Origin of the sequence: Candidatus Halocynthiibacter alkanivorans (genome assembly GCF_003333265.1) — a bacterium.
In the GTDB taxonomy this organism is placed as follows: Bacteria; Pseudomonadota; Alphaproteobacteria; order Rhodobacterales; family Rhodobacteraceae; genus Halocyntiibacter_A; species Halocyntiibacter_A alkanivorans.
This window is the reverse complement of record NZ_QOLB01000037.1, coordinates 1-17,146: the sequence shown is the minus strand read 5'-3', so window position 1 is coordinate 17,146 and position 17,146 is coordinate 1. Positions and strand designations below refer to the sequence as shown.

Below are 17,146 nucleotides of genomic sequence, written 5' to 3'. Positions count from 1 at the left end.
TGAACCGGGCGGCCTGGCCGTCCAAGTAAACCGAGGACCGAAATGGCCCCTGACCAAGACGCAGAAAACGCAGCTAAAATGAGAGTGGTTGCGGTTGTGATTATCGTCACAATGTTCGTCTGGCTTGGGGTGCAATGGCTGGGCGGCAAACTGGGGCTGTCGTTTGCCTTTGCCTTTGCCTTTGACCTCGCAGCGCTGGGTGCCTTTTTCTGGGCCCTGGTGATGACGTATCAGATCTGGCGCGGGCGCCAGGACAAGTAAGGAAGCACGCTATGCTGAAGGATCAGGACCGGATCTTTACCAACCTTTACGGGATGCACGACCGCAGCCTGGCCGGTGCCAAGTCACGCGGCCACTGGGATGGCACGGCGGGTATTCTGAAGAATGGCCGCGAGTGGATTGTGGATCAGATGAAGGCCTCTGGTCTGCGCGGCCGTGGTGGTGCGGGTTTCCCCACCGGGCTGAAATGGTCGTTCATGCCGAAAGAAAGTGATGGTCGCCCGGCCTATCTGGTGATCAATGCCGATGAATCCGAGCCTGGCACCTGTAAAGACCGCGAGATCATGCGCCACGATCCGCATACGCTGATTGAAGGCGCGCTGATCGCCTCTTTCGCGATGAATGCGCACACCTGCTACATCTATCTTCGCGGCGAGTATATCCGCGAGCGCGAGGCGCTGCAGGCGGCGATTGACGAATGTTATGATGCCGGTCTGCTGGGCAAAAACGCCTGCAAATCGGGCTGGGCTTTTGATGTGTTCCTGCACCACGGTGCCGGCGCTTATATCTGTGGGGAAGAAACCGCGCTGCTGGAAAGCCTTGAGGGCAAAAAAGGCATGCCGCGGATGAAACCGCCGTTCCCGGCCGGTGCTGGTCTGTATGGCTGCCCGACCACGGTGAACAATGTGGAATCCATCGCCGTTGTGCCAACCATTCTGCGCCGCGGCCCGGAGTGGTTCAGCTCGTTTGGTCGTCCCAACAATGTGGGCACCAAACTGTTTGGCATTTCCGGTCATGTGAACAACCCCTGTGTGGTTGAAGAGGCGATGTCGATCACCTTTGAAGAGCTGATTGACCGTCACTGTGGTGGTATCCGTGGCGGCTGGGACAATCTGAAAGCGGTTATCCCGGGTGGCTCGTCGGTGCCGATGCTGCCGGCGGATGTGATGCGCGACGGTGCGATCATGGATTTTGACTGGCTGCGCGAACAGCGCTCCGGTCTGGGCACCGCGGCGGTGATCGTGATGGATCAGTCCACCGACGTCATCAAAGCGATCTGGCGCCTGTCCAAGTTCTACAAACACGAGAGTTGTGGTCAGTGTACCCCGTGTCGTGAAGGCACTGGCTGGATGATGCGGGTGATGGACCGTCTGGTCAAAGGCACCGCCGAAGTCGAAGAGATCGACATGCTGCTGGACATCACCAAACAAGTGGAAGGTCATACGATCTGTGCGCTTGGCGATGCGGCGGCCTGGCCGATTCAGGGTCTGGTGCGTCATTTCCGCGAAGAAATCGAAGACCGGCTCAAGGCCAGCAAGACCGGCCGTATGGGCGCGATGGCGGCGGAGTAAACCAGACAATGACCCCCACCGGATATCAGCTTGCAGAACTTAACATCGGGCGCCTTGTGGCCGATGTTGATGACGCACGCGTGGCGCCGTTTATGGCGGCGCTTGATAAGGTGAACGCGATTGCCGAGCGCAGTGAGGGGTTTGTCTGGCGTCTGGTCGGGGAGGGCAATGATGCCACCGATCTGGCGGGGGAGGCAGACGCACGTCTGATCCCAAACATGTCAGTCTGGCGCGATGTTACCAGCCTGCAGGATTTTGTGTTCAACACCGTTCACAAGGCGTTTGTGATGCGCCGCTCAGAATGGTTTGAAACGTTAGACCACATGTTTTTTGTCATGTGGTGGGTGCCGGAAGGGCATCAGCCGACGCTGACAGAGGCTTATCAAAAGCTCGAAGCGTTGCAGAACTATGGGGACAGTGACCAGGCTTTTGGCTGGTCTTATCTGAAAGAAACACCGCTGTGGGATTCCCTCAGCCGTGTTTCCGCAGCGGAGTGATCCCCTTATGAAACGTGTTTTAATCCCCCTTCTTGTCAGTCTTGCAACGGCCTCTGTGGCTGAGGCCAGCCTGCGTGACGAAAAGCAGATCAATGACGGTTTAATCGCAGTGGCGGTGGCCGATGCGATCCGCAAGAACTGCGGTGATATCAGCCCTCGTTATTTCCGCGCGATCAGCTATATGTCGTCGCTGAAACGCCAGGCCGGTAAGCTGGGCTATTCTGCGGCTGAGATTAAAGAATTTGTTGGCAATGATACCGACAAGGCGCGGGTGGCTGCGGCGGCACAGGAGTATCTTGTGGGCCACGGTGTCAGTGCCGGTGACAGCGCCAGCTATTGCGCCGCCGGGCGTGGTGAAATTGCCGCCGGAAGCTCGTCCGGCAGATTGTTGAGGGCGAAATGACATCGACGTTGATGACCTTTGCAAGGATGAGCCTGGCCGCGTTGCTGCTGGGTGCGCCGGCTTATGCGACGACGCTGGCCGATGACGCTGTGGTGTTTGACAGCATGGTGCAGTCGGTGGTGGTCACTGAGGTCGTCGGCGGTTGCCCCGCCATTTCGGTCAATCAGCGCCGGATGAACCGGCTGACCAAAAAGATGATGAAACAGATTTCCCGGAGCGGTTACAGCACCGGGCAGATTATGTTGCTGCGCGACGAGGCCTATCTGGCCCGGATCGCTGTGGCGGCGGATGAATTCTACCGCGCCAATGGTGTGGTCGAGAAAAATGAGAGCGCGCTTTGTGCGCTTGGCAAAAGCGAGATTGCCGGCAGAACGCCGATCGGCAAGCTCCTTCAGGAATAGGTTAGGTGACATGAGCGAGTTGCGCACAATCATCATTGACGGCAAAGAAGTGTCGGTCGATCCGGCCATGACCCTTATTCAGGCCTGTGAAGAGGCGGGCATTGAAGTGCCGCGCTTCTGTTATCACGAGCGTCTGTCGATTGCCGGGAACTGCCGCATGTGTCTGGTTGAGGTTGTGGGCGGTCCGCCCAAGCCCGCCGCCAGCTGCGCGATGCAGGTGCGCGATCTGCGGCCTGGTCCGGAAGGCCAGCCGCCGGTGGTGAAAACCAACAGCCCGATGGTCAAAAAGGCCCGCGAAGGCGTGATGGAATTCATGCTGATCAACCACCCGCTGGATTGCCCGATCTGCGATCAGGGCGGTGAGTGCGATCTGCAGGATCAGGCCGTGGCCTATGGTCTGTCGGGCAGCCGTTTCAATGAGATGAAACGCGCGGTGGATGATCTGGATCTGGGGCCGCTGGTTTCGACCACGATGACGCGCTGTATCTCCTGTACCCGCTGTGTGCGCTTTACCTCTGAGATCGCCGGCATCACTCAGATGGGCCAGACCGGTCGTGGCGAAGACGCGGAAATCACCAGCTATTTGAACCAGACGCTGGAAAGCAATCTGCAGGGCAATATCATTGATCTGTGCCCGGTTGGCGCGCTGACCTCCAAGCCTTACGCCTTTACGGCGCGGCCCTGGGAGCTGAACAAGACCGAGAGCATCGACGTGATGGATGCGATGGGGGCGAGCATCCGCATTGACACCAAAGGGCGCGAAGTGAAACGCATTTTGCCGCGCAACCATGATGGCGTGAATGAAGAGTGGATTTCCGACAAGACCCGCTTTGTGGTCGATGGTCTGCGCCGTCAGCGTCTGGACACGCCCTACATCCGCGAAAACGGCAAGCTGCGCAAAGCCAGCTGGCCCGAAGCCCTGTCGGCTGTTGCCAGCGCGATGAAAGGCAAAAAGATTGCCGGTCTGATCGGCGATCTGGTGCCGGTTGAAGCTGCTTATGCGCTCAAAACCCTCGTCGAGGGCCAGGGCGGTAAAGTGGAATGCCGCACCGACCGCGCCCGTCTGCCCGAGGGCAACCGGTCGGCCTATGTTGGCACGGCCAGCATTGCGGACATCGACAGCGCCAAGGCGATTATGCTGATCGGCACCAACCCACGTCTGGAAGCGCCGGTGATGAACGCGCGCATCCGCCGGGCCTGGATCAACGGTGCCAAAATCGGTGTTGTCGGTGAGGCGGTTGATCTGACCTACGAATATTTCCACCTCGGCACCGACCGTGCGACGCTGGAAAAAATGGCTGCCAAACACGAGGGTGATGCCATTGGCAAAGACACCCTGGTGATTGTGGGGCAGGGCGCATTGCAGGAAGCCGATGGCGAAGCGGTGATGAGCCAGGCGATGCGCTTTGCGGAAATCACCGAGTCCAAATTGCTGGTGCTGCACACTGCCGCCGCCCGCGTGGGCGCGATGGACATCGGTGCCACCACAACCGGCGGCATGGAGGCGGCGCTTGACGGCGCTGAGGTGATTTACAATCTCGGTGCGGATGAGGTCGAAATCGACGCCGGTGCGTTTGTGATCTACCAGGGCAGCCATGGCGACCGCGGTGCGCATCGTGCCGATGTGATCCTGCCGGCTGCGGCCTATACCGAAGAAAACGGGTTGTTCGTGAACACCGAAGGCCGGCCACAGCTGGCCATGCGGGCGAGTTTTGCGCCGGGCGAGGCCAAGGAAAACTGGGCGATCCTGCGGGCGCTGTCGGCTGAGCTGGGCGCGGTACTGCCGTTTGACAGCCTGGCGCAGCTGCGCAATGACCTGGTCAAAGCCGTGCCACATCTGGGCGGGATCGATCAGGTGCCTGCAAACGAATGGGCGCCACTGCCGGTTGAAAAAATGGGCAAGGCAAGCTTCCGCAATGCGGTGAAAGATTTCTATCTGACCAACGCGGTTGCTCGGGCGTCGGCGCTGATGGCGGAACTGTCCGCATCGGTTGCGGCGCGCGGCAAAGAAAAGCTCGCGGCAGAATGAACACAGGTGTCACATATGCGCTGGCGGCGGCGGGCTTTTTGCTGCTTTCGGGCTGTGTGACACAACCAAACGTGGCGTTGGTCGATGACTACCGCCCCGTTTACAACGGAATTGAGACCCGTCTCTGGGATGGGGATCTGGTGAATTTTCGTGTGTCTGTGACAGGCGCACGGGACAACAATGATGTGGCCAGCTATGCGAAATGTGCGGCCGCGCAATACGCGCTGATCCGGGGATACGGATTTGCGCGTCATGTGCGGACAAATGTGACGCAAGAGGGTGGCGTTTGGCAGGGAGATGCTGTTTACACCATCTCGCCAGCGCTCCCGCGTGGAAGCCGGACGATTGACGCTGAAGTCACCGTCCGCAACTGCGTGGCCGAGGGAATACCGACGGTGTGAGAGGCCAAGCCATGATGGAATTCTTCACGACAACAACTTTGGGGATCGCTCTGCTGGTCACGGGACAGGCTTTGCTTGTTATTGTGCCGCTGTTTGTAGCGCTTGCCTTTCTTATGTACGGGGACCGCAAGGTCTGGGCCGCGGTCCAGATGCGCCGTGGTCCCAACCAGGTGGGTGTATTCGGGGTTCTGCAATCCTTTGCCGACCTGTTGAAATATATCGTTAAAGAGGTCGTGGTGCCGGCCGGTGCGGATAAGTTCGTATTTTACCTGGCGCCGATGATGACCTTTGTTCTGGCGCTGATTGCCTGGGCGGTGATCCCGTGGAACCCGACCTGGGTGGTTGCGGATATCAACGTCGCGGTGCTGTATATTTTCGCGGTGTCTTCGCTGGAAGTCTACGGTGTCATCATGGGTGGCTGGGCCTCGAATTCAAAATACGCCTTTCTGGGCAGCCTGCGCTCTGCGGCACAGATGATTTCTTATGAGGTGTCGATCGGTCTGATCATCATCGGTGTGATCATCTCTACCGGGTCGCTGAACTTTGGTGACATCGTGGCGGCACAAGACGGCAATTACGGGCTGTTCTCCTGGTACTGGCTGCCACATTTCCCGATGGTCATTCTGTTCTTCGTTTCGGCGTTGGCGGAAACCAACCGGCCTCCGTTTGATCTTCCGGAAGCGGAATCGGAACTGGTGGCGGGCTATCAGGTGGAATATTCCTCGACCCCGTTCCTGTTGTTCATGATGGGCGAACTGCTGTCAGTAGTGCTGATGTGCGCGCTGATCTCGCTGTTGTTCTTTGGCGGCTGGCTGTCGCCAATCCCGGGCATTCCCGACAGCATTCTGTGGCTGATCGGCAAGATGCTGTTCTTCTTCTTTATGTTCGCGATGGTGAAGGCGATTACGCCGCGCTACCGCTATGACCAGCTGATGCGTCTGGGTTGGAAAGTATTCCTGCCAATGTCTCTGGGCTGGGTCGTACTGGTCGCATTCTTTGCGCAATATGGTGCCTTTGGCGGCGCTTATGCCCGCTGGGCGATCGGAGGCTGATATGGCAAATATCGACTATACCCGCGCGGTCAGATACTTCCTGATGACCGACATCATTGCCGGTTTCCGGGTGGGGTTTAAGTACTTCTTCGCCCCCAAGGTGACGCTGAACTACCCGCATGAAAAAGGGCCTCTGAGCCCGCGCTTCCGCGGTGAACATGCGCTGCGACGCTACCCCAACGGCGAAGAGCGTTGCATTGCCTGTAAGTTGTGCGAAGCGATTTGCCCGGCGCAGGCGATCACCATTGATGCCGAACCGCGTGAGGACGGCAGCCGCCGCACCACGCGTTATGATATCGATATGACCAAATGCATCTTCTGTGGTTTCTGTCAGGAAGCCTGTCCGGTGGATGCCATCGTTGAGGGGCCGAATTTCGAATATGCCACCGAGACCCGTGAAGAGCTGTTTTATGATAAAGACAAACTGCTTGCCAACGGTGAACGCTGGGAAGCCGAGATTGCCCGCAACCTGGAACTGGATGCACCGTACCGATGAGTGATTACACCAAACTTTTTGAACAGATGATGGAACAGGGCCAGAAAATGGCCCGCGACATCAACCCTGCGCTGGAGACTTTCAGCGCGGCAGGGTTTGAAAAGCTGGTGCCCACCATGTCCAAAGAGATGATGGATATGATGTGGGGGACCGCGTTCAACCCCACCGGGCTGGACGCAAAAACCCGGCTGTTGTGCCTGTTGGCGGGTCAGACCGTCATGGGGGCTCTGGCCGAACCAATGTTTAAATCCACTGTCTCCCACGCGCTTGCGGCCGGGGCCAGTGAGAAAGAGATCGCGGAAGCGATCTGTCAGATGTCGGTGCTGGGCGGACTGCCTGCCATGACACGGGCGCTTGAGTTTGCTCAGGCGGTCTTTGCCGAGAATGAGGAGGGCAGCAAGTGACTGTCGCAGATATCGCATTTTACATATTTTCCCTGACCCTGGTGACCGCCGGGCTGTTCACGGTTGTGGCGCGCAATCCCGTTCATTCGGTGTTGTGGCTGATCCTGAGCTTCCTGTCGGCCTCGGGTCTGTTCGTGCTGCTGGGCGCTGAATTCGTCGCCATGCTGCTGGTGATCGTTTATGTCGGCGCGGTGGCGGTGTTGTTCCTGTTTGTGGTGATGATGCTGGACGTTGATTTTGCTGCGCTGAAGGGCGAGATGACGAAACACGTGCCGCTGGCTTTGCTCATCGGGGTGGTGATCCTGTTGCAGCTGGGCCTGAGCTTTGGTGTCTGGGAAAGCTCTGACCTGGCGATGGGCCAGCGTCAGGCGGTGACCCCGGATATCAAAGAGGTGCAGAACACAGCCGCGATCGGGCAGCTGCTTTATACCAAATACATCTACCTGTTCCAGTCTGCGGGCCTGATCCTGCTGGTGGCGATGGTGGGCGCGATTGTGCTGACGATCCGTCACCGTACCAATGTGAAACGGCAGGACATCCTGGCCCAGATCTATCGTGATCCGGCCGAGGCGATGGAACTTAAAGATGTGAAACCGGGGCAGGGGCTTTAAGCCCGCCCGGCAGAATAATACTGGCTTTGCGGGACGATCCGCGGGGCCGGCGAAATAGACGGTAGCCCGGCACAAAAAGCGGGGCAGAAAACGAGGGACGCATGGTCGGACTTGAACATTACCTGACGGTGGCGGCGGCGCTGTTCGTCATCGGCATCTTCGGGTTATTCCTGAACAGAAAAAACGTGATCATCATTCTGATGTCGATCGAACTGATGCTGCTTGCTGTGAACATCAACCTGGTTGCGTTCTCGAGCTTTCTGAACGACCTGGTCGGGCAGATTTTCACCCTGTTCGTACTGACAGTGGCCGCAGCGGAAGCTGCGATCGGTCTGGCGATCCTGGTCAGTTTCTTCCGCAACCGCGGCACCATTGACGTTGAAGACGTCAATGTGATGAAAGGGTAAGGGTTCATGGAAACCATCATTCTGTTTGCACCACTTGTGGGTGCGATCCTGGCCGGGTTTGGCTGGAAAGTGATTGGCGAGAAGCCGGCACAGTATCTGACCGTTGGGCTGTTATTCCTGGCGGCGCTGCTGTCCTGGATCGTGTTTATCTGGCTGGAGCCAGAGACCCGCACCATCACCCTGTTCCGCTGGATTGAAAGTGGCAGCCTGTCGATTGACTGGGCGATCCGTATGGACCGGCTGACGGCGACAATGCTGGTGGTTGTGACCACGGTGTCGAGCCTGGTGCATCTCTATTCCATCGGCTACATGGCCCATGACGAGAACTTCAGCGACAACGAACCCTACCGGGCACGCTTCTTTGCTTACCTGTCGTTCTTTACCTTCACCATGCTGATGCTGGTGACGTCCGACAACCTGGTGCAGATGTTCTTTGGCTGGGAAGGCGTCGGTGTTGCCTCCTATCTTCTGATCGGCTTCTACTTCAAAAAACCGTCCGCCAACGCGGCGGCGATGAAAGCGTTCATCGTCAACCGGGTCGGGGATTTTGGTTTTGCGCTGGGGATCTTTGGTCTGTTCTACATGGTCGACAGCATCCGGCTGGAAGACGTGTTTGCGGCGGCGCCAAAACTGGCGGAAACGCAGATCAGTTTCCTGTGGGCTGAGTGGAATGCTGCCAATCTGCTGATGATGCTGTTGTTCATCGGCGCGATGGGCAAATCGGCACAGCTGTTCCTGCACACCTGGTTGCCGGACGCGATGGAAGGCCCGACGCCTGTGTCGGCGCTGATCCACGCTGCGACCATGGTGACTGCGGGTGTGTTCCTGGTGGCGCGGATGTCGCCGCTGATGGAATATGCCCCCTACGCGAAAGACTTTATCGTCATCGTTGGCGCGACCACGGCGCTGTTTGCGGCATCAGTCGGTCTGGTACAGAACGATATCAAACGGGTGATCGCCTATTCGACATGTTCCCAGCTGGGTTACATGTTTGTGGCAGCCGGTGCCGGTGTTTACGGCGCGGCGATGTTCCACCTGCTGACACATGCGTTCTTTAAAGCGCTGTTGTTCCTTGGGGCCGGTTCCGTGATCCATGCGATGCATCACGAGCAGGACATGCGCAACTACGGTGGTCTGCGCAAAAAGATCCCGCTGACCTTTGCGGCGATGGTAATCGGTACGCTCGCCATCACCGGTGTCGGCATTCCGTTCACCTATATTGGTTTTGCTGGTTTCTTCTCGAAAGACGCGATCATCGAGAGCGCCTATGTGGTGTCGGATTACGCGTTCTGGATGCTGGTCATCGCGGCTCTGTTCACCAGTTTCTATTCCTGGCGTCTGATCTTCATGACCTTCTTTGGCGAAGCACGGGGCGACAAACATACGCATGACCATGCGCATGAAAGCCCGATGTCGATGCTGGTGCCTTTGGGTGTGCTGTCTCTGGGCGCGATTTTCTCCGGCTTTATTTTCTACAGCAGCTTCTTTGGCGATGTGGAAAAATCGCGTGAGTTCTTTGGCATGCCTGAGCATATCGCGGCTGTTGAAGGCGAGGGCGGCGAAACAGCCGGATCTTCCCATGGCGGTGAAGCTGAGGCGGAAGTCGCGGACACCTCCGAGCACAATGCGGAAGAGACCGTGGTTGCGATGTCAGAGCACAATGTTGCGATGGCCGGAGGCGCGGTGGCGCCTCAGGGTGCGATCTATATGCGCGCTGACAACATGGTGCTGGAAGAAGCCCATGAAGTTGCGGACTGGGTAAAACTGTCACCGTTTATTGCCATGCTGCTGGGCCTGGGCACCGCGTATATGTTCTATATGCGCCGTCCTGACTGGCCGCGGCGTCTGGCCGAAGCGCAAAAGCCACTTTACCTGTTCCTGCTGAACAAGTGGTACTTTGATGAGATCTTCGATGTCATCTTTGTCCGTCCTGCAATGGCGCTGGGTCGTTTCCTGTGGAAACAGGGCGACGAGAAAACCATTGACGGCGGTCTCAACGGCCTGGCTATGGGCGTCGTGCCCTACCTGACCCGCATGGCGGGCCGGGCACAGTCGGGCTACCTGTTTCACTATGCATTTGCGATGGTCTTAGGGATAGCGATCTTGATTACCTGGATGTCGATCGGCGGGGGTGTCGAGTAATGGATAACCTGCTTTCTATTATCACCTTCCTGCCCACTGTGGCGGCGCTGGTCATGGCAGTCTTTCTGCGCGGCAATGATGAAGCCGCCAAGAAGAACGCCAAATACGTGGCCTTATTTGCCACTTCGGTCACCTTCCTGCTGTCGCTGTTTGTGATTGCGCAGTTTGACCCTCAGGACACCGGCTTTCAGTTCGTTGAGAACCGCAGCTGGATCATGGGGCTGAACTACCGCATGGGCGTCGACGGGATTTCGGTTCTGTTCGTCATGTTGACCACCTTCCTGATGCCGCTGGTCATCCTGGCGTCGTGGAATGTGGACAAGCGCGTCAAAGATTACATGATCGCCTTCCTGCTGCTTGAAACACTGATGATTGGTGTGTTCAGCGCGCTGGACCTGATCCTGTTCTACCTGTTCTTTGAAGCCGGTCTGATCCCGATGTTCCTGATCATCGGCATCTGGGGCGGCGCCAACCGGGTCTATGCTTCGTTCAAGTTCTTCCTCTACACCTTCCTTGGTTCGGTGCTGATGCTGGTGGCGATCATCGCCATGTATATTGATGCGGGCACCACCGACATCGCAGCACTGATGAACCACGAATTCGCTTCCGGTCCGCTGGAAGTGCTGGGCATCAGCATTGGTGGCGGGTTGCAGGGGCTGTTGTTCCTGGCGTTCTTTGCCTCTTTTGCGGTCAAGATACCCATGTGGCCGGTGCACACCTGGTTGCCCGATGCCCACGTACAGGCGCCAACCGGCGGTTCTGTGGTACTGGCGGCGATCCTGCTGAAAATGGGCGGCTACGGCTTCCTGCGCTTCAGCCTGCCGATGTTCCCGGTCGGATCCGAAGTGTTCGGACCGATGGTTCTGTGGCTGAGTGCGATTGCGATTGTCTACACCTCGCTGGTGGCGCTGGTGCAGCAGGATATGAAAAAGCTGATCGCTTATTCTTCCGTCGCGCATATGGGGTTTGTCACCATGGGGATTTTCTCGGCCAACCAGCAAGGTGTGGACGGGGCGATTTTCCAGATGATCAGCCACGGCTTTATCTCCGGCGCCTTGTTTCTGGCGGTTGGGGTGATCTATGAGCGCATGCACACCCGTGAGATCGAAGCCTATGGTGGTCTGGTGAACCGGATGCCGGCCTATGCGCTGGTGTTCATGTTCTTCACCATGGCCAATGTGGGCCTGCCGGGCACCTCTGGTTTTGTCGGGGAATTCCTGACGCTCGTCGGTATTTTCCAGGTCAACACCTGGGTGGCGATGATTGCCACCTCCGGGGTGATCTTTTCGGCGGCTTATGCGCTGTACCTGTACCGGCGCGTGGTGTTCGGCGATCTGATCAAAGAAAGCCTGAAGACCATTTCCGATATGACCATGCGGGAACGCTGGATCATGGCACCGCTGGTGGCGGCCACCCTGATCCTGGGCATTTACCCCAGCCTGGTTCTCGACATTATCAGCCCTTCCGTTGAAGCACTGGTATCCAATTACGCCGCCGCGCAGCCACTTGATGTGGTGGCGCAGGCCAGCAGCCACTAAGAGGTGAGAACATGAATTCCGCTGATTTCTCCATTGTTCTTCCTGAGGTCGTTCTGGCGATCTATTCCATGGGGGCGCTGTTGTTCGGCGTCTTCACCGGCAAGGACAAAACGGCGCCGCTGATGGTGGCGATGAGCGCTGCTGTGATGGTGGTACTGGGGCTCTGGATTGCCTCCTCGAGCGCGGGCTCCCGCACCGCGTTTGACGGCATGTTCAATGACGATGCATTCGCGCGTTATGCTAAGGTCACCATTCTGTGGTCGGCTGCGGCAGTACTGCTGATGGGCCAGTCCTTCCTGCTGAAACGCAACCTGCTGCGCTTTGAATATCCGCTGCTGGTGACATTGTCGGTTGTTGGCATGATGATGATGGTGTCTGCTGGCGACCTGATGGGGCTCTATATGGGGCTGGAGCTGCAGTCTCTGGCGCTTTATGTCGTGGCGTCACTGAACCGGGACTCGGCCCGTTCCACAGAGGCTGGCCTGAAGTATTTCGTGCTTGGTGCGCTGAGCTCGGGCATGTTGCTGTACGGTGCTTCGCTGACCTATGGTTTTGCCGGCACCACGCTGTTCTCCGGCATTCTGGAAGCGGCGGGCGATGAAGCCAGCATCGGGCTGCTGTTTGGTCTGGTGTTCATGATCACCGGTCTGGCATTCAAAGTCTCTGCCGTGCCGTTCCACATGTGGACACCGGACGTTTATGAGGGCTCGCCCACACCGGTCACCGCGTTTTTTGCCACCGCGCCAAAAGTGGCAGCGCTGGCGCTGTTCGCGCGGCTGATGTTTGACGCCTTTGGTGGCGTTGTAGACCAGTGGAGCCAGGTGATTGCGGTGCTTGCAGTCGCTTCGATGTTCCTTGGCGCCATTGCGGCGATCGGTCAGCGCAACATCAAACGTCTGATGGCTTATTCGTCGATCTCCCACATGGGGTTTGCACTGATGGGGCTGGCGGCCGGCACCACCGGCGGCGTACAGGCGATGCTGATTTACGTGGTGATTTACGTCACCATGAACATCGGCACCTTTGCCTTTATCCTGTCGATGGAGCGTGATGGTCAGCCGGTGACAGATATCAACGCGCTGAACCAGTATGCCCGGGCTGAGCCTCTGAAGGCGATGGCGGTGCTGGTCCTGATGTTCAGCCTGGCCGGTGTGCCGCCGATGCTGGGTTTCTTTGGCAAGCTGAGCGTGCTGGATGCGGCGGTCTCGGCCGATCTGATCTGGCTGGCGGTTCTGGGTGTGATTGCTTCGGTGATTTCAGCATTCTATTACCTGCGTATCGTCTATTTCATGTATTTCGGCGAAGAAACAGACGCGCTGGACAGTGGCATCAGCACCGTGAACTGGGTGTTCCTGATGGGCTCCGCTGCGGTGATGCTGCTGGGCATTATCAACATGTTCGGTGTTGAAGGGATGGCTGCTGCGGCGGCGGATGCTCTTGTCCGCTGACTGGCCCCATGGCGTAGGCCGCAGGGTCTTGCCTGAAATCGACAGTACCAATGCAGAGGCCGCACGCGTTGCGGCCTCTCTTGCTGGTCCGGAGTGGATTCTTGGCCTGCGTCAGACCGCAGGGCGGGGCCGGCGCGGCCGGGTGTGGAACGACCCGGAGGGCAATTTTGCCGCCACCCTGGTGATGCGGCCCGAAGAGGCACCCGACCAGGTGGCTTTGCGCAGTTTTGTCGCGGCACTGGCGCTGCATGAGGCTTTTGTCGCCGCCACCGGCCGCGAGCAGGCCTTTGCGTTAAAATGGCCCAATGATGTGTTGTTGAACGGCGGCAAGGTCGCTGGCATCCTGCTGGAAAGCAGCGGCTTCAGCGGCGGCAAAGTCAGCCATGTAGCCATTGGCATCGGGGTTAACCTGCTGCACGCCCCCAGGCCTGAAACCCTGGAAAAAGACGCAACAGCACCAGTGTCCCTGGCAAGTGCCACCGGGGTGCGGCTGACGCCCGAGCAATTTCTGGATCTTCTGGCGCCGGCCTATGCCCGCTGGGAAGCGCAGTTTGTGACCTATGGGTTTGAGCCGGTCCGCAACGCCTGGCTGGCGCGCGCGGCGCGTCTGGGCGAGGTGATCCGGGCCCGCACCATGCGGGACGAACATCACGGTACATTCGAAACCATAGACGCCGGGGGCAATCTTGTTCTATCTACGGCAAAAGGCCGCCTGGTGATCCCGGCGGCGGAAGTTTTTTTCTGAAGGGGGCAGCTGATGCTTCTGGCAATTGACTGCGGCAATACCAATACGGTGTTTTCGATCTGGGACGGCAAAGATTTCATTGCCACCTGGCGCACTTCAAGCGAGCACACCCGCACCGGCGATCAGTATTACGTCTGGCTGGTGACGCTGATGAGTGTGCACAAGATCGACGCCGGCATTACTGAGGTGGTGATTTCCTCCACCGTGCCCCGGGTGGTGTTTAACCTGCGGGTGATGTGTGATCGGTATTTCAATTGCCGGCCGCTGGTGGTGGGCAATGCCGAATGCGCTTTGCCAACCAATCCGCGGGTGGACGAGGGTACCACGGTCGGGCCTGACCGGCTGGTGAACACCGCCGCCGCTTTTGACCGTTATGGCGGCGATGTGATTGTGGTCGATTTTGGCACCGCGACCACCTTTGACGTTGTGGCCGAAGACGGCGCTTATATCGGTGGCGTGATTGCGCCGGGGGTGAACCTGTCGCTGCAGGCGCTGCATGAGGCCGCCGCCGCTTTGCCACATGTGGATGTGCGCAAAACTCAGAAAGTGATCGGCACCAATACGGTGGATTGCATGCAGTCTGGCGTGTTCTGGGGCTATGTTGGCCTCGTGCGCGGCATTTGCGACCGGATAAAGGCGGAATATGTGCGTCCGATGAAAGTTATTGCCACTGGCGGGCTTGCGCCATTGTTTCAACAGGGCGATACCCTGTTTGACCATTTCGACGAGTTTCTGACCATGCATGGTCTGATCGTCATTCACCAATACAACAAGGATACGGGCAGCACATGAGCAGCGCACGTTTGATCTATCTGCCGCTGGGCGGCGCCGGCGAAATTGGCATGAACTGCTATGTTTATGGCTATGGCCCTAAGGGCAAAGAACGTTTCATCCTCGTCGATCTTGGGGTGACTTTTCCGGAAATGGACGGCAGCCCCGGGGTTGACCTGATCATGGCCGATGTGGACTGGATCACCAAGCGGGTGGACCGGCTTGATGCGATTTTCATCACCCACGCGCATGAGGACCATATTGGTGGCATCGGCCATCTGTTCCCACGTCTGAACGTGCCGATCTATGCCCGTACATTCACTGCTCATCTGGCACGCCTCAAGTTTGAAGAGCGCGGCCATGATGAGATGATGATCAAGACCGTTGGCGCGTATCCGGAAACGGTAGAAGTGGGGCCGTTTGAGGTCAGCTTCCTGCCGATCAGCCATTCGATCCCGGAAAGCTCGGCTTTGATCATCGACAGCCCGGCGGGCCGCGTGCTCCACACCGGCGATTTCAAACTGGACCTGAACCCGGGTGTCGGCGAAGCCTATGATCCGGAACTTTGGGCCGAGGTGTCCAAAGGTGGCGTAAAAGCGCTGGTCTGTGACTCAACCAACGTGTTTTCGCCCAACCCCGGCCGCTCCGAGGCCGACATCATTGACGCCACCGTGGAGCTGATTTCCAATCAGCCCGGCATGGTGGCGGCGACCACATTTGCCTCCAACATTGCACGGGTCAAAACGCTGGCAACTGCCGGTTCGATGGCGGGACGCTCCGTGGTGCTGCTGGGCCGTGCGATGCGCAAGATGGTGACCGCGGGTCTGGAAACCGGCGTATTGGCCGAGTTCCCCAAAACCATCAGCCCGGAAGAAGCGGCCAAACTGCCGCGCAACCAGGTGATGCTGCTGACCACCGGGTCGCAGGGCGAACGCCGTGCTGCCACTGCACAGCTGTCGCGCGGCAAATACCTCGGTCTGAAGCTGAAGCAGGGCGATACGTTCCTGTTCTCCTCCAAAACCATCCCGGGCAATGAAAAATCTGTCAGCCGCATTCAGAACGCGTTTTCTGAAATGGGGGTGGATGTGGTGGATGATCCCAGCGGGTTGTATCACGTATCCGGCCACGCCAACCGGCCCGATCTGGCGGCAATGCATGCGGTGGTTCAGCCACAGATCCTGGTGCCGATGCATGGCGAACACCGCCATCTGCGCGAACATGTGAAACTGGGTGCGGAACATGGGTTTGAGGGCGTGATCGCGCCCAACGGCACCATGCTGGATCTGAGCGGCGAGACCGCCAAGATCGTTGAATTTGTCGAAACCGGACGCACCTATCTGGATGGTCGCGTGCAGATTGGCGCACTTGACGGGGTGGTGCGGGACCGGATCCGCATGGCACTGAACGGACATGTCACCTGCACTATCATCATCGACGAGGATGACAAACCGCTGGGCGAAAGCTGGTGCGAGCTGATGGGGCTGCCGGAGACCGGTATTTCCCGCGCGCCGCTGGTCGAAGTGCTGGAAGGCGATGTCAATCAGTGGCTGATGCGGGCGGACCGTAAAGTGCTGCGCGACGATGACAAAATGCATGAAGCGATCAAACGCATCCTGCGCAAGAGCGGCAATGACGAGATCGGCAAAAAGCCGGAAGTCACCATCATTATCAGCCGTCTGGTTGCGTAAGACTTCGACGCAAAATCAGCGGCTGTTGATGTTCGCAGTCGCTTGGAAAAGGCCACGCCCCCGGGGTGTGGCCTTTTTTGTTGGCGCGGGCCAGCTGCAGCGCCGCTCTGAGGGCGGCGGCGGACACAGTCGCGAGCCGCGCCTGGCCTGGCGGAAAACCCGGTGACTGAAGCGGCGCCAGACAACGTGGTGGTGGCGTTTTGGGTTGACGGCGACGCTGGCGTTGATGCAGCCAGTGATGCAGCCGATGGCGTGGAGGCTGCCGGCGCCGGATAAACCCGTCTCTGCAGCTTGCATAGCAAGCTGCGCGGCCCAACGGGAAAGGGCAGGCGCCGCCTGACTTTGACGGGCGGGAGCATCTGCCGGCGGCGGAAGTGCCAGTTGCAGCCGGGGGATGGCGGGCAGGTGGCAGGGCTTTGGCGCCAGGGTTGCGGTGTTAGGCTGGCAGCAGAACGCAAGTGGCGGGCCTGGAGCGGCAGATGACGCCAGGGGGGCGTAGCGAAAAAGGCCGGCCTGGCGTGACGGATGACACCTGCAGGTGT

Annotated in this window: 18 protein-coding genes; all 18 read left to right on the top strand. The window is 58.5% G+C overall.

All coding sequences use genetic code 11. From position 1 onward, the window contains the following. The first annotated feature begins 42 nt into the window (after positions 1-42). The 18 genes from DWA01_RS03165 to DWA01_RS03080 all read left to right on the top strand — a co-directional run bounded on the left by DWA01_RS03165 (position 43) and on the right by DWA01_RS03080 (position 16,604). Complete coding sequence (locus DWA01_RS03165) at positions 43-261, top strand: DUF5337 domain-containing protein (protein ID WP_114284205.1); 219 nt, start codon at positions 43-45, stop codon at positions 259-261. Positions 262-272: 11 nt separating this feature from the next. Next, positions 273-1,571, top strand: a complete 1,299-nt coding sequence (gene nuoF, locus DWA01_RS03160) for an NADH-quinone oxidoreductase subunit NuoF (RefSeq protein ID WP_114284204.1) — start codon at positions 273-275, stop codon at positions 1,569-1,571. An 8-nt stretch (positions 1,572-1,579) separates the two neighbouring features. After that, positions 1,580-2,068 (top strand): DUF3291 domain-containing protein, encoded by a 489-nt coding sequence (locus DWA01_RS03155; RefSeq protein WP_114284203.1) that lies wholly within the window; start codon positions 1,580-1,582, stop codon positions 2,066-2,068. A gap of 7 nt (positions 2,069-2,075) precedes the next feature. Beyond that, the gene (locus DWA01_RS03150) at positions 2,076-2,471 is read left to right on the top strand and encodes a DUF5333 domain-containing protein (protein ID WP_114284202.1); all 396 of its coding nucleotides are present in this window, start codon (positions 2,076-2,078) and stop codon (positions 2,469-2,471) included. Then, positions 2,468-2,872 carry a DUF5333 family protein gene (locus DWA01_RS03145; RefSeq protein ID WP_114284201.1) on the top strand — a complete coding sequence of 135 codons (405 nt, stop codon included), beginning with the start codon at positions 2,468-2,470 and terminating at the stop codon, positions 2,870-2,872. Before DWA01_RS03150 ends, DWA01_RS03145 begins: the two co-directional genes overlap by 4 nt. Positions 2,873-2,882: 10 nt before the next feature. Then, complete coding sequence (nuoG, locus tag DWA01_RS03140) at positions 2,883-4,901, top strand: NADH-quinone oxidoreductase subunit NuoG (protein WP_114284200.1); 2,019 nt, start codon at positions 2,883-2,885, stop codon at positions 4,899-4,901. Continuing rightward, positions 4,898-5,302 (top strand): hypothetical protein, encoded by a 405-nt coding sequence (locus tag DWA01_RS03135; protein WP_114284199.1) that lies wholly within the window; start codon positions 4,898-4,900, stop codon positions 5,300-5,302. The genes nuoG and DWA01_RS03135 overlap by 4 nt, the downstream gene beginning before the upstream one ends. 11 nt (positions 5,303-5,313) lie before the next feature. Next, positions 5,314-6,354 (top strand): NADH-quinone oxidoreductase subunit NuoH, encoded by a 1,041-nt coding sequence (nuoH, locus tag DWA01_RS03130; RefSeq protein WP_114284198.1) that lies wholly within the window; start codon positions 5,314-5,316, stop codon positions 6,352-6,354. A gap of 1 nt (position 6,355) precedes the next feature. Further along, on the top strand, positions 6,356-6,850 hold the full coding sequence (gene nuoI, locus DWA01_RS03125) for an NADH-quinone oxidoreductase subunit NuoI (RefSeq protein ID WP_114284197.1): 495 nt from the start codon (positions 6,356-6,358) through the stop codon (positions 6,848-6,850). Continuing rightward, the gene (locus tag DWA01_RS03120) at positions 6,847-7,254 is read left to right on the top strand and encodes a carboxymuconolactone decarboxylase family protein (RefSeq protein ID WP_114284196.1); all 408 of its coding nucleotides are present in this window, start codon (positions 6,847-6,849) and stop codon (positions 7,252-7,254) included. Before nuoI ends, DWA01_RS03120 begins: the two co-directional genes overlap by 4 nt. Further along, positions 7,251-7,865 carry an NADH-quinone oxidoreductase subunit J gene (locus DWA01_RS03115; RefSeq protein WP_114284195.1) on the top strand — a complete coding sequence of 205 codons (615 nt, stop codon included), beginning with the start codon at positions 7,251-7,253 and terminating at the stop codon, positions 7,863-7,865. Before DWA01_RS03120 ends, DWA01_RS03115 begins: the two co-directional genes overlap by 4 nt. A gap of 101 nt (positions 7,866-7,966) precedes the next feature. Further along, positions 7,967-8,272, top strand: coding sequence for an NADH-quinone oxidoreductase subunit NuoK (gene nuoK / locus DWA01_RS03110; RefSeq protein WP_114284194.1), 306 nt, complete (start codon positions 7,967-7,969; stop codon positions 8,270-8,272). A 6-nt stretch (positions 8,273-8,278) separates the two neighbouring features. Further along, positions 8,279-10,414: an NADH-quinone oxidoreductase subunit L gene (gene nuoL / locus DWA01_RS03105; RefSeq protein ID WP_114284193.1), complete on the top strand. Its 2,136-nt coding sequence runs from the start codon at positions 8,279-8,281 to the stop codon at positions 10,412-10,414. Further along, positions 10,414-11,952, top strand: a complete 1,539-nt coding sequence (locus tag DWA01_RS03100) for an NADH-quinone oxidoreductase subunit M (RefSeq protein WP_114284192.1) — start codon at positions 10,414-10,416, stop codon at positions 11,950-11,952. Before nuoL ends, DWA01_RS03100 begins: the two co-directional genes overlap by 1 nt. A gap of 11 nt (positions 11,953-11,963) precedes the next feature. Continuing rightward, complete coding sequence (gene nuoN / locus DWA01_RS03095; RefSeq protein ID WP_114284191.1) at positions 11,964-13,400, top strand: NADH-quinone oxidoreductase subunit NuoN; 1,437 nt, start codon at positions 11,964-11,966, stop codon at positions 13,398-13,400. Continuing rightward, the gene (locus DWA01_RS03090; RefSeq protein WP_114284190.1) at positions 13,384-14,145 is read left to right on the top strand and encodes a biotin--[acetyl-CoA-carboxylase] ligase; all 762 of its coding nucleotides are present in this window, start codon (positions 13,384-13,386) and stop codon (positions 14,143-14,145) included. The genes nuoN and DWA01_RS03090 overlap by 17 nt, the downstream gene beginning before the upstream one ends. Positions 14,146-14,157: 12 nt before the next feature. After that, positions 14,158-14,937 (top strand): type III pantothenate kinase, encoded by a 780-nt coding sequence (locus tag DWA01_RS03085; protein WP_114284189.1) that lies wholly within the window; start codon positions 14,158-14,160, stop codon positions 14,935-14,937. Then, positions 14,934-16,604, top strand: a complete 1,671-nt coding sequence (locus DWA01_RS03080; protein WP_114284188.1) for a ribonuclease J — start codon at positions 14,934-14,936, stop codon at positions 16,602-16,604. The genes DWA01_RS03085 and DWA01_RS03080 overlap by 4 nt, the downstream gene beginning before the upstream one ends. Positions 16,605-17,146 lie beyond the last annotated feature (542 nt).

What these genes read in the sequence shown, in the direction of transcription:
- DWA01_RS03165 (WP_114284205.1), top strand. Translation starts at nt 43, where the DNA reads ATGGCCCCTGACCAAGACGCAGAAAACGCAGCTAAAATGAGAGTGGTT.
- nuoF (WP_114284204.1), top strand. Translation starts at nt 273, where the DNA reads ATGCTGAAGGATCAGGACCGGATCTTTACCAACCTTTACGGGATGCAC.
- DWA01_RS03155 (WP_114284203.1), top strand. Translation starts at nt 1,580, where the DNA reads ATGACCCCCACCGGATATCAGCTTGCAGAACTTAACATCGGGCGCCTT.
- DWA01_RS03150 (WP_114284202.1), top strand. Translation starts at nt 2,076, where the DNA reads ATGAAACGTGTTTTAATCCCCCTTCTTGTCAGTCTTGCAACGGCCTCT.
- DWA01_RS03145 (WP_114284201.1), top strand. Translation starts at nt 2,468, where the DNA reads ATGACATCGACGTTGATGACCTTTGCAAGGATGAGCCTGGCCGCGTTG.
- nuoG (WP_114284200.1), top strand. Translation starts at nt 2,883, where the DNA reads ATGAGCGAGTTGCGCACAATCATCATTGACGGCAAAGAAGTGTCGGTC.
- DWA01_RS03135 (WP_114284199.1), top strand. Translation starts at nt 4,898, where the DNA reads ATGAACACAGGTGTCACATATGCGCTGGCGGCGGCGGGCTTTTTGCTG.
- nuoH (WP_114284198.1), top strand. Translation starts at nt 5,314, where the DNA reads ATGATGGAATTCTTCACGACAACAACTTTGGGGATCGCTCTGCTGGTC.
- nuoI (WP_114284197.1), top strand. Translation starts at nt 6,356, where the DNA reads ATGGCAAATATCGACTATACCCGCGCGGTCAGATACTTCCTGATGACC.
- DWA01_RS03120 (WP_114284196.1), top strand. Translation starts at nt 6,847, where the DNA reads ATGAGTGATTACACCAAACTTTTTGAACAGATGATGGAACAGGGCCAG.
- nuoK (WP_114284194.1), top strand. Translation starts at nt 7,967, where the DNA reads ATGGTCGGACTTGAACATTACCTGACGGTGGCGGCGGCGCTGTTCGTC.
- nuoL (WP_114284193.1), top strand. Translation starts at nt 8,279, where the DNA reads ATGGAAACCATCATTCTGTTTGCACCACTTGTGGGTGCGATCCTGGCC.
- DWA01_RS03100 (WP_114284192.1), top strand. Translation starts at nt 10,414, where the DNA reads ATGGATAACCTGCTTTCTATTATCACCTTCCTGCCCACTGTGGCGGCG.
- nuoN (WP_114284191.1), top strand. Translation starts at nt 11,964, where the DNA reads ATGAATTCCGCTGATTTCTCCATTGTTCTTCCTGAGGTCGTTCTGGCG.
- DWA01_RS03090 (WP_114284190.1), top strand. Translation starts at nt 13,384, where the DNA reads ATGCTCTTGTCCGCTGACTGGCCCCATGGCGTAGGCCGCAGGGTCTTG.
- DWA01_RS03085 (WP_114284189.1), top strand. Translation starts at nt 14,158, where the DNA reads ATGCTTCTGGCAATTGACTGCGGCAATACCAATACGGTGTTTTCGATC.
- DWA01_RS03080 (WP_114284188.1), top strand. Translation starts at nt 14,934, where the DNA reads ATGAGCAGCGCACGTTTGATCTATCTGCCGCTGGGCGGCGCCGGCGAA.